At 69.6% G+C, this 14,590-nt stretch carries 12 protein-coding genes; 6 read left to right on the plus strand and 6 right to left on the minus strand.

The features are described 5' to 3' along the window. Positions 1 to 63 precede the first annotated feature (63 nt). The 6 genes from OG542_RS03025 to OG542_RS03050 all read right to left on the minus strand — a co-directional run bounded on the left by OG542_RS03025 (position 64) and on the right by OG542_RS03050 (position 6,569). Complete coding sequence (locus OG542_RS03025; RefSeq protein WP_328407921.1) at positions 64 to 1,488, minus strand: BNR repeat-containing protein; 1,425 nt, start codon at positions 1,486 to 1,488, stop codon at positions 64 to 66. Between the two features lie 16 nt (positions 1,489 to 1,504). Further along, a complete protein-coding gene (locus OG542_RS03030; RefSeq protein WP_311129254.1) occupies positions 1,505 to 1,825 on the minus strand; it encodes an L-rhamnose mutarotase in 321 nt (106 codons plus the stop codon). Between the two features lie 32 nt (positions 1,826 to 1,857). Continuing rightward, positions 1,858 to 2,940, minus strand: coding sequence for a rhamnose ABC transporter substrate-binding protein (gene rhaS / locus OG542_RS03035; protein ID WP_193481313.1), 1,083 nt, complete (start codon positions 2,938 to 2,940; stop codon positions 1,858 to 1,860). 107 nt (positions 2,941 to 3,047) lie between these two features. After that, entirely contained in the window at positions 3,048 to 4,022 is a 975-nt protein-coding gene (locus OG542_RS03040) for an ABC transporter permease (RefSeq protein ID WP_328407928.1), read from the minus strand. Next, positions 4,015 to 5,055, minus strand: coding sequence for an ABC transporter permease (locus OG542_RS03045; protein WP_328407930.1), 1,041 nt, complete (start codon positions 5,053 to 5,055; stop codon positions 4,015 to 4,017). The genes OG542_RS03040 and OG542_RS03045 overlap by 8 nt, the downstream gene beginning before the upstream one ends. Continuing rightward, entirely contained in the window at positions 5,052 to 6,569 is a 1,518-nt protein-coding gene (locus tag OG542_RS03050; RefSeq protein WP_328407932.1) for a sugar ABC transporter ATP-binding protein, read from the minus strand. Before OG542_RS03050 ends, OG542_RS03045 begins: the two co-directional genes overlap by 4 nt. A 260-nt stretch (positions 6,570 to 6,829) precedes the next feature. On the opposite strand from OG542_RS03050, the gene rhaI reads away from it, so the two are divergent. From rhaI to OG542_RS03080, 6 genes are all read left to right on the plus strand, one after another. Next, positions 6,830 to 7,990, plus strand: a complete 1,161-nt coding sequence (gene rhaI / locus OG542_RS03055) for an L-rhamnose isomerase (protein WP_328407934.1) — start codon at positions 6,830 to 6,832, stop codon at positions 7,988 to 7,990. Between the two features lie 115 nt (positions 7,991 to 8,105). Beyond that, positions 8,106 to 10,145 (plus strand): bifunctional aldolase/short-chain dehydrogenase, encoded by a 2,040-nt coding sequence (locus OG542_RS03060; protein WP_328407936.1) that lies wholly within the window; start codon positions 8,106 to 8,108, stop codon positions 10,143 to 10,145. Continuing rightward, complete coding sequence (locus tag OG542_RS03065) at positions 10,142 to 11,590, plus strand: rhamnulokinase (RefSeq protein WP_328407938.1); 1,449 nt, start codon at positions 10,142 to 10,144, stop codon at positions 11,588 to 11,590. The genes OG542_RS03060 and OG542_RS03065 overlap by 4 nt, the downstream gene beginning before the upstream one ends. A 105-nt stretch (positions 11,591 to 11,695) precedes the next feature. Further along, the gene (locus tag OG542_RS03070; RefSeq protein WP_328407940.1) at positions 11,696 to 12,451 is read left to right on the plus strand and encodes a (Fe-S)-binding protein; all 756 of its coding nucleotides are present in this window, start codon (positions 11,696 to 11,698) and stop codon (positions 12,449 to 12,451) included. Further along, the gene (locus OG542_RS03075) at positions 12,448 to 13,935 is read left to right on the plus strand and encodes a LutB/LldF family L-lactate oxidation iron-sulfur protein (protein WP_328407942.1); all 1,488 of its coding nucleotides are present in this window, start codon (positions 12,448 to 12,450) and stop codon (positions 13,933 to 13,935) included. Before OG542_RS03070 ends, OG542_RS03075 begins: the two co-directional genes overlap by 4 nt. After that, entirely contained in the window at positions 13,932 to 14,579 is a 648-nt protein-coding gene (locus OG542_RS03080; protein WP_328407944.1) for a LutC/YkgG family protein, read from the plus strand. Before OG542_RS03075 ends, OG542_RS03080 begins: the two co-directional genes overlap by 4 nt. Positions 14,580 to 14,590 lie beyond the last annotated feature (11 nt).

Consider the following 14,590-nt stretch of genomic DNA (forward strand, 5'->3'; position numbering starts at 1 on the left):
TGAGGGGGCGGCGGCCGGAGCGGCTTCACATTACCGGCATGCCGCCCCGGCGACCGGGTCCGGTCAGGCGGGCAGACGGAAGTCGACGACGTGCAGCGCCGAGGGCGTCGTACCGCTCGATTTCTCCTGGTACATGAAGGACAGCACCCCGTCCTGCCCGACGCGTGTCTCGTCGATGACGACCTCGCCGAAGGCGTTGAGGCCACTGCCGTCGAACAGGATCTTCCAGTCGGTGTACCCGGAGGCCGCGGAGGCGGCGGCGATCCGGCCGAAGGGGAAGACGGCGTACGCGTTGTCGTACTTGTCCAGGATGAGCTTGGTGCGCTGGCTGGAGTTCAGCGGGACCGGGATCTCGGTCTTCTGCCAGGTGCCGGAGGCGTTCCTGCGGACGTGGAAGGCGCGGCCGTTGGCGGTCCGGTTCGCGACGTAGTTCGTGGTGCACTGCCCGAAACGGCCGGGGACGTAGGAGATGATCGCGTGCGGCCGGCCCGCGGAGTCGGTGAACTGGCTCTCCTGGTTCATCAGGGAGTGGTCCGGGTTCAGCGGGTCGACGACCAGACCGGTGTCGTTAACGGACACCTTGTCGGAGCCGCCGGTGACGCCGACGACGGTGCCGGCGTTGTTGCGCCAGGTGCGGCCCCGGTCGTCGGAGTAGACGTAGCCGGTGTCGTGGTTGCTGATGCCGCCGCCGTTGCACATCACGGCGCCGTTCTGCTCGCGCCAGGTGAAGAAGGAGTGCAGGCGCCCGTTCCGGTCGTAGTCGATGCCGTGCAGGTACATGTTCCGGGCGGTCGAGGAGCCGTGTTCGCTGGTGTACGTGCCCGTGGAGGCGGACCACTCGCCGAGGTCGGTCCACTTGGTGCCGTCGTACTCGGCGAGCGCGTTGCGGCCGTTGCCGGAGACCGCGACGCGATAGCTCAGCTGGAGCTTGCCGTCGGGCGTGGAGACGAACTGCGGGTAGGTGAACTGAGAGGTCAGCGCCAGGCCGTCCAGAGTGGACTGGGGCGCTCCGAAGCGGGCGGCGGTCCAGCTCAGGCCGCCGGGGTTGTCCACGAGCCCGGCGACCGACTTGACGTAGGTGAAGCCGTCGCTGTGGGAGTCCATGTTGAGGTGCAGGCGGCCGTCGGCCTTGGAGAGGCCCATGGAGATGACGTTGTGGGAGTCGTTGTACCGCAGGGTGTGGCCGACCTTGACGGTGGACCAGGTGCTCGCGCCGAGGGCACGGCGGCCGACGACGGCGTTGCGGTCGGCGGTGTACCAGACGGCGTACTGGTAGCCCTTGTAGGTCAGCAGGCCGTTCTTCTGGAACGCGTTGTTGTTGACCAGTCCGTCGTACGAGACGAAGAAGACGGCCTGGCTGTCGAGCGTGGTCGTGCCGGTCCGGGTCACGGAGGGCCCCGGGTCGGCGGCCCGGGCGGTGCCGGAGGCGAGGGCGGGGGTCACCACGGCTCCGGCGAGGGCGGCGGCCAGCAACGTACGTCTGTGCATCTCGTGGACTCCATCGTCATGCGAGGTGGAACACTTCCGTGAGCGGTTTCATGGCCTCGTCGGGCCGGGCGCCGTCCAGCGACTCGAAGAACGGCGCCATCTCCGCCTGCCAGCGGGCATTGATGTCGGTGGCCTCCATTCCGGCCTGGGCGGCGGCGAAGTCCTCGGTCTCGAGGTAACCGACGAGCAGTCCGTCCTCGCGCAGGAAGAGCGAGTAGTTGTGCCAGCCGGTCTCCGAGAGTGCCTTGAGCATCTCGGGCCATACCGCGGCGTGCCGCTCGCGGTACTCGTCGAGGCGGTCCGCCCTGACCTTCAGCAGGAAGCACACGCGCTGCATCAACAGCCCTTTCGGTGATCGTGAAGCGGTGATCAGAAGTTGAACTGGTCGATGTTCTTGGCGTCGAACACGGTCGGCTTGCCGAGGCTGATCACGCCGTCCTTGCCGATGGTGTACTCGCCCATGGAGCCGGCCTTGAAGGTCTCGCCCTCCTTGCCGGTGATCTGCCCGGAGGACAGGGCGACGGCGGTACGGGCGGCCAGCTCGCCGAGCTTGGCCGGGTCCCACAGCTCGAACGCCTCGACCGTGCCGTTCTTGACGTACTTGCGCATGTCGTTCGGGGTGCCGAGGCCGGTCAGCTTGACCTTGCCCTTGTACTTGGAGCCCGACAGATACTGGGCGGCGGCCTTGATGCCGACCGTGGTCGGGGAGATGATCCCCTTCAGGTTCGGGTGCTCCTGGAGGAGGCCCTGGGTCTGCTGGAAGGACTGCTGGGCGTCGTCGTTGCCGTACGCGGTCTTCACCAGCTTCATGTTCTTGTACTCGGGCTTCTTCAGCTCGTCCTTCATGAAGTCGATCCAGGTGTTCTGGTTCGTCGCGGTCTGCGCGGCGGACAGGATCGCGATCTCGCCCTTGTAGTCGATCTGCTTGGCGAGCAGCTGCACCTCGGTGCGGCCCAGGTCCTCGGCGGACGCCTGCGAGACGAAGGCGTTGCGGCAGTCGGCCGTGGTGTCGGAGTCGTAGGTGACGACCTTGATGTCGTTCTTCATGGCCTGCTTGAGCGCGGTGCACAGGGCGCCCGGGTCCTGCGCGGAGACGGCCATCGCGTCGACCTGCTGCTGGGTGAGCGTGTTGACGTAACTGACCTGCCCGGCGGTGTCGGTGGCGCTGGACGGACCGACCTCCTTGTAGCTGGAGCCGAGCTCCTTCAGGGCCTTCTCGCCGCCCTTGTCCGCGGAGGTGAAGTACGGGTTGTTGACCTGCTTGGGCAAGAAGCCGACGGTGAGGCCCTTCTTGGTGGCGGCGTTGGGGTCGGCCTTGCCGGCGGTTGCGGCGGAACCGCCTTCGTTCGCGACGTCCTTCTTGGTGGTCCCGCCGCAGGCGGTGAGGGCCAGGGCGAGGGAGGTGGCGGTGGCGAGCGCCGCGCAGCTGCGGCGGAGGGTTGACTTACGCATGACGGTTTCCTTTGAACGAGGTTGAGGGATGCGCCCTGCTTTCAGGGGCGCGGGGCTGTTTCGATTTGCGGCTCCGCCGCGTGTGCGCGACCAGCCACAGCGAACGGTCAGCCGGACGATTGAGCCCGAACAACGGCGATTTGCCGCGCCACCCGCGGCCCAAGAACGGAAAGCACGAGCAACACACCGGTCACGACGATCTGCGACTGCGCGGAGACGTCCTGAAGGCTCATGACGTTCTGGAGCGCCCCGAGCAAGAAAACCCCGGCGATCGCGCCACCGAGCGTGCCCTTGCCGCCGTCGAAGTCGATCCCACCGAGCAACACCGCGGCCACGACCGACAGTTCGAGCCCCGTCGCGTTGTCGTAGCGGGCGCTGGCGTAGTGAAGGGCCCAGAAGATGCCGGTCAGCGAGGCCATCAATCCGGTCAGCGTGAACAGGAGCAGCTTCTGCCGCTTGACGCGGATGCCGGCGAACCGCGCCGCCTCCTCACTCGCCCCGATCGCGAACAACGACCGCCCGAACGGGGTGGCGTGCAGCGCGACCACGGCGATGGCCAGCAGGACGAGGAACGGCAGGAAGGCGTACGGGACGAACGTGTCGCCGAGGCGCCCGGCCGCGAAGTCCAGGTACTGCGTGGGGAAGTCGGTCACCGCGTCGGACCCGAGCACGATCTGCGCGATGCCCCGGTAGGCGGCGAGCGTGCCGATGGTGACGGCGAGGGACGGCAGGCCGAGCCTGGTCACCAGCAGACCGTTGATCAGCCCGCACACCACGCCGAGGAGCAGGCAGATCGGGATGATCGTCTCGATGGCCATGCCCTGGTTCCACAGGGCACCCATCACGGCACCGGACAGACCGGCGGTGGACGCCACCGACAGGTCGATCTCCCCGGACACCACCAGCAGGGTCATCGGCAGGGCGATCAGCGCGATCGGCAGCGTGTTGCCGATCAGGAAGGACAGGTTGAGCGCGTTGCCGAAGCCGTCGACGAATCCGAAGGAGAACAGCAGCACCACGATGAGCAGGGCACCGACAACCGTGTCCCAGCGGACCGCTCGGCTCAGGGAGATGTCAGCCATGGCGGGCGTTCCTCTTCTTCAGGGCGGAGGCCACGCGCAGCGCGACGACCCGGTCGACCGCGATCGCGAGGATGAGCAGGATGCCGTTGATGGCGAGCACCCAGACCGAGCTGACACCGAGGGCGGGCAGCACACTGTTGATGGAGGTCAGCAGCAGGGCACCGAGGGCAGCGCCGTAGACGCTGCCGGAGCCGCCGGTGAAGACGACGCCGCCGACCACGACCGCGCTGACCACGGTCAGTTCGTAGCCGTTGCCGGTGCCGGAGTCGACGTTGCCGAACCGGGCGAGGTACATCGCGCCGGCGAGTCCGGCGAGGGCGCCGCAGAAGGTGTACGCGGCGAGGATCCGCTTGCGGACGGGGATGCCGGCGAGCCGGGCGGCCTCGGGGTTGGAGCCGAGGGCGTAGAGCTCGCGGCCGCTGCCGTAGTGCTTGAGGTAGTACGCCGTCGCCACCAGTACCGCCAGGGCGATCAGCGCCAGGTACGGCACCGCCCAGATGCCGCCGGAGCCGAAGTCGACGAAGCCGCCGGGCAGATCGGCCGCGGTGATCTGGCGGGAGCCGACCCAGATGGAGTCGATGCCGCGGATGATGTAGAGCGTGCCGAGGGTGACGACGAGCGCGGGCACCTGGCCGAGGCTGACGAGCAGTCCGTTGAGCAGTCCGAAGCCGATGCCGAGCAGGACGGCCAGCGCGATCGCCACGACCGGGTTGCCCCCGCCCTGGAGATACGTTCCGGCGGCGAACGCGCTGATGCCGAGCGTGGAGCCGACGGACAGGTCGACGTTCCTCGTGATGACCACCAGGGACTGACCCGTGGCGACCAGTACGAGGATCGTCGCGTTCAGCAGCAGGTCCTTGATGCCCTGCTCGGACAGGAACTCGTTGTTGCCGGCCTGGGTGACCGCGATCATCACCAGGAACACGACCAGGATGGCGAGTTCGCGCATCTTGAAGACGCGGTCGGCCAGCCGCGTGCCGCTCGACTTGGGCACGTCGGCCACGGGGGCCTCTCGGGGAGTGACGACCGTCATGCGGCGGCCCTCCCGGTGGCTGCGGCCATCACGGTTTCCTCGGTGGCGTCGGAGCGCGGGATCTCGGCGGTGAGGCGGCCCTCGTGCATCACCAGCACGCGGTCGGCCATGCCGAGGATCTCGGGCAGGTCGGAGGAGATCATCAGGACGGCCACGCCGTCGGCGGCCAGCTGGGACAGCAGCCGGTGCACCTCGGCCTTGGTGCCGACGTCGATGCCCCGGGTCGGCTCGTCGACGATCAGCACCCTGGGGCCGGTGGCCAGCCACTTGGCGAGCACGACCTTCTGCTGGTTGCCGCCGGACAGGGTGTTGACGGTGTCGGCGATCCGGGCGTACTTCACCTGGAGCTTGACGGCCCAGTCGAGGGAGCGGCTGCGCTCGGCGCCGCGGTCCACGAGCCCGGCCCTGACGGTCGTACGCAGCCCGGTGAGGCCGATGTTCCGCTCGATGGACATGTCCATCACCAGGCCCTGGGCGCGCCGGTCCTCGGGGACCAGGGCGAGTCCGGCGGACATCGCGGTGGAGGGGGCGCCGTTGACGAGGGCCTTGCCGTCCACGGAGACCTCGCCCGCGTCCCAGCGGTCGATGCCGAACACGGCCCGGGCGACCTCCGTGCGGCCGGCGCCGACGAGCCCGGCCAGGCCGACGATCTCGCCGTGCCGGACGTCGAAGGAGACGTCGGTGAACACGCCCTCGCGGGTCAGGCGGCGCACGCTCAGGGCGACCTCGCCCGGCGCCACGTTCTGCTTGGGGTACAGCTCGTCGAGGTCGCGGCCGACCATGCGGCGCACGAGGTCGTCCTCGGTCATGCCGTCCAGGGGCTCGCTGGCGATCCAGGCGCCGTCGCGCAGGGTGGTGACCCGCCGGCAGATCTCGAAGATCTCCTCCAGCCGGTGGGAGATGAACAGCACGGCGGCGCCCTGGTCGCGCAGGGTGCGTACGACGCCGAAGAGGCGGGCGACCTCGCTGCCGGTGAGGGCGGCGGTCGGCTCGTCCATGATCAGGACGCGGGCGTCGAAGGAGAGCGCCTTGGCGATCTCGACGATCTGCTGGTCGGCGATGGACAGGCCGCGGGCGGGCCGGTCGGGGTCGAGTTCGACACCGAGGCGCTCCATGAGGGCGGCGGTCGCGTTGTGCGTGGCCTTGTGGTCGATCCGGCCGAGGGCGCGCTTGGGCCTGCGGCCCATGTAGATGTTCTCGGCGATCGACAGATCGGGGAAGAGCGTGGGCTCCTGGTAGATCACGGCGATGCCGGCGTCGCGGGCGTCGCCGGGACCGTTGAAGACGACGGGCGCACCGTCGAGCAGCACCTGGCCGGCGTCCGGCCGGTGCACTCCGGCGAGCGCCTTGATGAGGGTGGACTTGCCGGCACCGTTCTCACCGGCAAGGGCGTGCACCTCCCCGGGGAACAGCTCCAGGGAGACGTCCCGCAGTGCGCGGACCGCGCCGAAGGACTTGGACACGTCCCTCAGCGCCAGAACCGGGGCCGAACCCGTGGTGGACGGGTGGGTCATGAGGGCTCCTCGACGACGCCGGCGGGAGGCCCTCTCGGCGTCGTGAAAGGTTTCAACTGGATTGCCGGGACGTTAGGCGGGCCGCGCATGTCACGTCAATGGGTACCGGTCGAAAATATTTCGAGGATAGAAGGTCACGCGCTGGTCACGGGAAACCGTGTGAGCCGGAGGGGTTGACACCCCTTCGGGGGGCCCATAGCTTCGCGTTCTGAATCGTTTCATTAGTGGTCGCTACGACCCGATGCCTCAGGAGCCCTGACGTGACCGAGCTCGCCGCGGCGAAGACCGCTCTCAAGACCCAGGCCGTCGAGACGCCGTCGTGGGCGTACGGGAACTCGGGCACCCGGTTCAAGGTGTTCGCGCAAGCGGGTGTGCCGCGCAATCCCTACGAGAAGCTGGACGACGCGGCGAAGGTGCACGAGTTCACGGGGGTCGCCCCGACCGTGGCCCTGCACATTCCCTGGGACAGGGTCGATGACTACGCGGCGCTGGCGAAGCATGCGGAGCAGCGTGGTGTCCGGCTCGGCGCGATCAACTCCAACACCTTCCAGGACGACGACTACAAGCTGGGGAGCATCTGCCATCCGGACGCGGCGGTGCGGCGGAAGGCCGTGGCTCATCTGCTGGAGTGCGTCGACATCATGGATGCGACGGGGTCGACGGATCTGAAGCTGTGGTTCGCCGACGGGACGAACTATCCCGGGCAGGACGACATCCGGGAGCGGCAGGACCGGCTGGCCGAGGGCCTCGCTGAGGTCTACCAGCGGCTGGGCGGGGGGCAGCGGATGCTGCTGGAGTACAAGTTCTTCGAGCCGGCGTTCTACACGACGGATGTTCCGGACTGGGGGACGGCGTACGCCCACTGTCTGAAGCTCGGGCCGAAGGCTCAGGTCGTGGTCGACACGGGGCATCACGCGCCGGGGACCAATATCGAGTTCATCGTGGCGACGCTGCTCCGGGAGGGGAAGCTCGGGGCGTTCGACTTCAACTCGCGGTTCTACGCGGACGACGACCTGATGGTGGGGGCCGCGGATCCGTTCCAGTTGTTCCGGATCATGTACGAGGTGATTCGGGGTGGGGGGTTCACGCCTGACGTCGCGTTCATGCTCGATCAGTGTCACAACATCGAGGCGAAGATTCCGGCGATCATTCGGTCGGTGATGAATGTGCAGGAGGCTACGGCGAAGGCGTTGCTTGTTGACGGGGATGCGCTGAGTGCGGCGCAGGCGTCCGGGGATGTTCTTGAGGCCAATGCCGTGGTGATGGATGCGTACAACACGGATGTGCGGCCGTTGCTTCGGGAGGTGCGGGAGGAGATGGGGTTGGATCCCGAGCCGATGGGGGCGTACCGGCGGTCCGGCTGGGCGGAGAAGATCGTTGTCGAGCGGGTGGGTGGGGAGCAAGCCGGTTGGGGGGCGTGAGCGTCTGCCGGGTTCTGTTTGATTCGGGCTGCGGGCCGTTTGTGGTTGGTCGCGCAGTTCCCCGCGCCCCTAGGTAAGTCAGTCACACTCCCTCCCTTGAAAGGAACTGGCATTCATGGCACCCCATCCCGAGGCCGCTGATCTGCTCGCTCGTTCGCATCGGCTCGGTGCCGATCCGCGTAACACCAACTACGCCGGGGGCAACGCCTCCGCCAAGGGCACCGAGGTCGATCCCGTCACCGGGGGTGATGTGGAGCTGATGTGGGTCAAGGGGTCCGGAGGGGATCTCGGGACTTTGACCGAGGGCGGACTGGCCGTGTTGCGGCTGGATCGGATGCGGGCGCTCGTCGATGTGTATCCGGGAGTGGAGCGCGAGGACGAGATGGTCGCCGCGTTCGACTACTGCCTGCACGGGAAGGGCGGGGCAGCTCCCTCGATCGACACCGCCATGCACGGGCTGGTCGAGGCCGCTCATGTCGATCATCTGCATCCCGATTCCGGGATCGCGCTCGCCTGTGCCGCCGACGGGGAGAAGCTGACCGCCGAGTGCTTCGGGGACAGTGTGGTGTGGGTGCCCTGGCGGCGGCCCGGGTTCCAGCTGGGGCTGGACATCGCCGCCGTGAAGGAGGCCAATCCGCAGGCCATCGGGTGTGTTCTCGGCGGGCACGGGATCACCGCCTGGGGTGACACCTCCGAGGAGTGCGAGCGGAACTCGCTGCACATCATCCGGACCGCCGAGACGTTCCTCGCCGAGCGGGGGGAGGCCGAGCCCTTCGGGCCGGTGATCGAGGGGTATGCCGCGCTGAGTGCCGGTGAGCGCCGGGAGCGGGCCGCCGCGCTGGCGCCGTACGTCCGCGCCCTCGCTTCCCAGGACCGGCCTCAGGTCGGGCACTTCAACGACTCCGAGGTCGTTCTCGACTTCCTCGCGAGCGCCGAGCATCCGCGGCTGGCCGCGCTGGGCACCTCCTGCCCGGACCACTTCCTTCGGACCAAGGTCCGGCCCCTCGTCCTGGACCTGCCGCCGGCCGCTCCGCTCGACGAGGCCGTCGCCCGGCTCAAGGAGCTGCACGCCGAGTACCGCGAGGAGTACGCCGCCTACTACCAGCGGCACGCCCTGCCCGACTCCCCCGCCATGCGCGGCGCCGATCCGGCGATCGTGCTGGTCCCCGGCGTGGGCATGTTCAGCTTCGGCAAGGACAAGCAGACCGCCCGGGTGGCCGGGGAGTTCTACGTCAACGCCATCAATGTGATGCGCGGGGCGGAGGCCGTCTCGACGTACGCGCCGATCGAGGAGTCGGAGAAGTTCCGGATCGAGTACTGGGCGCTGGAGGAGGCCAAGCTTCAGCGGATGCCGAAGCCCAAGGCACTGGCCACGCGGATCGCACTCGTCACCGGTGCGGGCAGTGGGATCGGGAAGGCCATCGCGCAGCGGCTCGTGGCCGAGGGCGCGTGTGTGGTCGTCGCGGACCTCAACGGCGAGAACGCCCAGGCCGTCGCCGAAGAGCTGGGCGGTGCGGACAAGGCAGTCGCCGTGACGGTGGACGTCACGTCCGAGGAGCAGATCGCCGAGGCGTTCCGGGCGGCCGTGCTGGCCTTCGGCGGAGTCGATCTCGTCGTCAACAACGCCGGCATCTCGATCTCCAAGCCGCTGCTGGAGACCTCCGCCAAAGACTGGGACCTGCAGCACGACATCATGGCGCGCGGGTCCTTCCTGGTCTCACGTGAAGCGGCCCGGGTGATGATCGCGCAGGGGCTCGGGGGCGACATCGTCTACATCGCGTCGAAGAACGCCGTGTTCGCCGGACCCAACAACATCGCCTACTCGGCCACCAAGGCCGACCAGGCCCACCAGGTGCGGCTGCTCGCCGCCGAGCTGGGCGAGCACGGGGTCCGGGTCAACGGGATCAACCCGGACGGGGTCGTGCGCGGGTCCGGGATCTTCGCCGGGGGGTGGGGCGCGAAGCGGGCCGCGGTGTACGGGGTCGAGGAGGAGAAGCTGGGTGAGTTCTACGCGCAGCGGACCATCCTCAAGCGCGAGGTGCTGCCCGAGCATGTGGCCAACGCCGTCTTCGCGCTGACCGGCGGGGACCTGACCCACACCACCGGGCTGCACATCCCGGTCGACGCCGGCGTCGCGGCCGCCTTCCTGCGATGAACGCGGCTGTGAAGTCGTATGCCGCGGTCGACCTCGGCGCGTCCAGCGGGCGCGTCATGGTCGGCCGCGTCGGCTCGGACTCGCTGGAGCTGAACGAGGTCCACCGCTTCCCGAACCGGCCGGTGCGCGTGCCGGAGGGGCTGCGCTGGGACGTGCTCGGGCTCTACGCCGGGGTGCTGGACGGACTGAGGGCGGCCGGGCGGGTCGACTCCGTCGGCATCGACAGCTGGGCCGTGGACTACGGCCTGCTGGATGCCGACGGGGCGCTGCTCGGCAACCCGGTGCACTACCGCGACAGCCGTACCGAGGGCGTCGCGGAGAAGGTGTGGGCGACCGTGCCCGCCGAGGAGCTGTACGCGGCGACGGGTCTTCAGTACGCGCCCTTCAACACCCTGTATCAGCTGACCGCCGCCCGTTCCACGGACCGACTGGCGCAGGCCCGACGACTGTTGCTGATGCCGGATCTGCTGACGTACTGGCTGACCGGTGAGCAGGGCACGGAGCTGACCAACGCCTCGACGACCCAGCTGATCGATCCGCGCACCCGGGACTGGGCGTACGGGGTCGCGGAGCGGCTGGGCATCGACCTCGGGCTGTTCGCGCCGCTGCGGCAGCCCGGGGATCCGGCCGGTGTACTGCGGCCGGAGGTGCTGGAGGAGACCGGGCTGACCGGTCCCGTGCCGGTGACGGCCGTCGGGTCGCACGACACCGCGTCGGCGGTCGCCGCCGTACCGGCGTCGGGCGATCGGTTCGCGTACATCTGCACCGGCACCTGGTCGCTGGCCGGTCTGGAGCTGGACGCGCCGGTGCTGACCGAGGAGAGCCGGGCGGCCAACTTCACCAACGAGCTGGGGCTGGACGGCACGGTCCGCTACCTGCGCAACATCATGGGGCTGTGGCTGCTCCAGGACTGCGTGCGGGCCTGGGGCGAGACGGATCTGGGCGCGCTGCTGCTGGAGGCCTCCAAGGTGCCGGCGCTGCGGTCGGTCGTCGATGCCGGTGACGCGGCGTTTCTCGCGCCGGGGCGGATGCCCGAGCGGATCGCCGAGGCGTGCCGGGCCTCGGGGCAGCCCGTGCCCGAGTCGCCGGCCGAGGTGACGCGCTGCATCCTCGACTCCCTCGCCCTCGCGCATCGCAAGGCGGTGCAGGACGCGCAGCGGCTCGCCGGGCATCCGGTCGACGTGGTGCACGTGGTGGGCGGTGGCACGCGCAACGCGTTGCTGTGCCAGCTGACCGCCGACGCCTGCGGGCTGCCGGTGGTCGCCGGGCCGACGGAGGCGGCCGCCCTGGGGAACGTGCTGGTGCAGGCGCGGGCGCACGGTCTGGTCGGTGACCTGGCGGGGATGCGGCGGCTGCTCGTCCGTACGCAGCCGCTCACGCGGTACGAGCCGCGGGGCGGGACCGAGCGGTGGCGCGCCGCGCAGGCCCGGCTCGCCGGGGACTGACGGGGTCTCCCCCGCGTCCTGTCCCCGGACTACTCCCCCACTACGCTGAACGCGTGTGGGTGGTGCCCCCAGCACTCATCCGATGATCAACCACAAGGAGCCGCGATGCGTGTCGCCCTGTTCCTGACCTGCGTCAACGACACGCTGTATCCGGACACCGGGCGCGCCGTGGTGAAACTGCTGACCAGACTGGGCGTCGACGTCGACTTCCCGATGGCGCAGACCTGCTGCGGACAGGCGCACTACAACACCGGATACCGTCACGAGGCCGAGCCGCTCGCCCGGCATTTCTCCGATGTCTTCGGTGAGTACGAGGCGATCGTGACGCCGTCCGGGTCGTGCGGGGCGATGGTGCGCGAGCTGTATCCGCGGATGGGCGAGCGGGCCCGGGCGGAGGGGCGTGGGGACACCCTCGCGGCCACGCTGGCGCCGGTGGTGCCGAAGACGTACGAGCTCACGGAGTTCCTGGTGGACGTGCTGGGCGTGACGGACGTCGGGGCGTACTACCCGCACAAGGTGACGTACCACCCGACCTGTCACGGACTGCGCGGACTCGGGCTCGGCGACCGGCCCCGGCGGCTGCTCCAGGCCGTGACGGGGCTGGAGCTGGCCGAGCTGCCGGGGGCAGACGAGTGCTGCGGGTTCGGCGGCACCTTCGCCCTGAAGAACGCCGACGTCTCGGCGGCGATGGGCACCGACAAGGTGCGCAACGCCGAGTCGACGGGCGCCGAGGTGCTGTGCGCGGCCGACAACTCCTGTCTGATGCACATCGGCGGGACGATGACCCGACTGCGGACCGGCATGCGGCCGGTGCACATCGCGGAGATCCTGGCGAGCACGGAGGAGGAACCGGCCGTATGAGCGGGACGTTCGTCGGCATGCCGGCGTTTCCGGAGGCCGCGCGGGAGGCCGTGGGCAACGAGACCCTGCGCGGCAATCTGCGCCACGCCACACACACCATCCGCGCCAAGCGGGCGAAGGCCGTGACGGAGGTGTCCGACTGGGCCGAGCTGCGCGAGGCGGGCAAGCGGATCAAGGACCACACCCTGCGGCATCTCGACCGCTATCTCGAGCAGTTGGAGGAGTCGGTCACGGCGGCGGGCGGCATCGTCCACTGGGCCGCCGACGCGGACGAGGCCAACGAGATCGTCACCCAGCTCGTGAAGATGACCGGCGAGTCGGAGGTCGTCAAGGTCAAGTCGATGGCCACGCAGGAGATCGGGCTCAACGAGGCGCTGGAGGCCGAGGGCATCCACGCCTATGAGACCGATCTCGCCGAACTGATCGTGCAGTTGGGCAAGGACCGGCCCTCGCACATCCTCGTCCCGGCCATCCACCGCAACCGGGGCGAGATCCGGGACATCTTCGCCCGTGAGATGAGCGAGTGGGGCCGCCCCGCTCCCGAAGGCCTGACGGACACACCGGCCGAACTCGCCGAGGCCGCCCGCCTCCACCTGCGGGAGAAGTTCCTGCGTGCCAGGGTCGGCATCTCCGGCGCCAACTTCATGGTCGCCGAGACGGGCACCCTGGTGGTCGTGGAGTCGGAGGGCAACGGCCGGATGTGCCTGACCCTGCCCGAGACGCTGATCTCGGTCGTCGGCATCGAGAAGATCGTGCCCACGTGGCGGGACCTGGAGGTGTTCCTGCAGACCCTTCCCCGCTCCTCCACGGCCGAGCGTATGAACCCGTACACCTCGACGTGGACCGGCACGACGGACTCCGGAACGGCCGACGGGCCGAGCACCTTCCATCTGGTGCTGCTGGACAACGGCCGCACCGACACCCTCGCCGACGAGGTCGGCCGGCAGGCGCTGCGCTGCATCCGCTGCTCGGCGTGTCTCAACGTCTGCCCGGTATACGAGCGGGCCGGGGGGCACGCCTACGGCTCGGTGTACCCGGGCCCGATCGGCGCGATCCTCAGCCCCCAACTGCGGGGCACCGCCAGCGAGATCGACGCCTCTCTGCCGTACGCGTCCTCGCTGTGCGGGGCGTGCTACGAGGTGTGCCCGGTCGCCATCGACATCCCCGAGGTCCTGGTGCATCTGCGGGAACGGGTCGTGGAGGGCGGTGAGGTCACCCGGGAGGGCAACAAGGTGGTGCTGCGGCCCGCGAAGGGACATGCCGCCGAACGTGCGGCCATGCGGGCGGCCCGCTGGGCGTTCACGCACCCGGGCGCCCTGCGCACCGGCCAGCGTGCCGCCTCGCGGACCCGTCGCTTGCATCCCCGTACGCTGCCGGGGCCCGGCCGGGCCTGGAGCGGCACCCGGGATCTGCCGCCGGTGCCCGCCGAGCCGTTCCGGGACTGGTGGCAGCGCACGCGCGGCGGGAAGGACGGGGCCAAGTGAACAGCAGGGAACGGATCCTGGGCCGGGTGCGGCGCGCGCTGGCGGACGTACCACGGGACGACACCCCCTACGAGCAGGCGGTGCCGCGTGGCTATGTGCGCGAGCACGGGGACCGGAGTGTCGAGCAGACCGTCGAGCTGCTGGCCGAGAACCTGGCGGACTACCGGGCGATCGTCCACCGCACGGATGCCGAAGGGCTGGCCGGGCTGCTCGCGGGGCTGCTCGACAAGCGCGGGTCGGCTTCGGTGCTGGTGCCGCCCGGGCTGGACCCCGCCTGGCTGGAGCGGACCGGGGTGACACGGGTGGCGGACCGGGCGGAGAGCACTCCGGACGAACTCGACCGGGTGGACAGTGTCGTGACGGCCTGTGCGGTCGCGATCGCGGAGACCGGCACGATCGTGCTGGACGGCTCGCCCGACCAGGGCCGGCGCCGGATCACCCTCGTCCCCGACCACCACATCTGCGTGGTCCGCGTCCCCGGGCAGGTCGTGTCGTCGGTGCCGCAGGGCCTGGAGCGCCTCGACCCGGCACGCCCGCTGACCTGGATCTCCGGACCGTCGGCGACCAGTGACATCGAGCTGGACCGGGTCGAGGGGGTGCACGGTCCGCGCACGCTGGAGGTGATCCTGGTGAGCGACGCCTGACGCGCGACCGG

This window comes from Streptomyces violaceus (assembly GCF_036014075.1).
GTDB lineage: Bacteria > Actinomycetota > Actinomycetes > Streptomycetales > Streptomycetaceae > Streptomyces > Streptomyces violaceus.

What these genes read in the sequence shown, in the direction of transcription:
- OG542_RS03025 (WP_328407921.1), bottom strand. Translation starts at nt 1,488, where the DNA reads ATGCACAGACGTACGTTGCTGGCCGCCGCCCTCGCCGGAGCCGTGGTG.
- OG542_RS03030 (WP_311129254.1), bottom strand. Translation starts at nt 1,825, where the DNA reads ATGCAGCGCGTGTGCTTCCTGCTGAAGGTCAGGGCGGACCGCCTCGAC.
- rhaS (WP_193481313.1), bottom strand. Translation starts at nt 2,940, where the DNA reads ATGCGTAAGTCAACCCTCCGCCGCAGCTGCGCGGCGCTCGCCACCGCC.
- OG542_RS03040 (WP_328407928.1), bottom strand. Translation starts at nt 4,022, where the DNA reads ATGGCTGACATCTCCCTGAGCCGAGCGGTCCGCTGGGACACGGTTGTC.
- OG542_RS03045 (WP_328407930.1), bottom strand. Translation starts at nt 5,055, where the DNA reads ATGACGGTCGTCACTCCCCGAGAGGCCCCCGTGGCCGACGTGCCCAAG.
- OG542_RS03050 (WP_328407932.1), bottom strand. Translation starts at nt 6,569, where the DNA reads ATGACCCACCCGTCCACCACGGGTTCGGCCCCGGTTCTGGCGCTGAGG.
- OG542_RS03060 (WP_328407936.1), top strand. Translation starts at nt 8,106, where the DNA reads ATGGCACCCCATCCCGAGGCCGCTGATCTGCTCGCTCGTTCGCATCGG.
- OG542_RS03065 (WP_328407938.1), top strand. Translation starts at nt 10,142, where the DNA reads ATGAACGCGGCTGTGAAGTCGTATGCCGCGGTCGACCTCGGCGCGTCC.
- OG542_RS03070 (WP_328407940.1), top strand. Translation starts at nt 11,696, where the DNA reads ATGCGTGTCGCCCTGTTCCTGACCTGCGTCAACGACACGCTGTATCCG.
- OG542_RS03075 (WP_328407942.1), top strand. Translation starts at nt 12,448, where the DNA reads ATGAGCGGGACGTTCGTCGGCATGCCGGCGTTTCCGGAGGCCGCGCGG.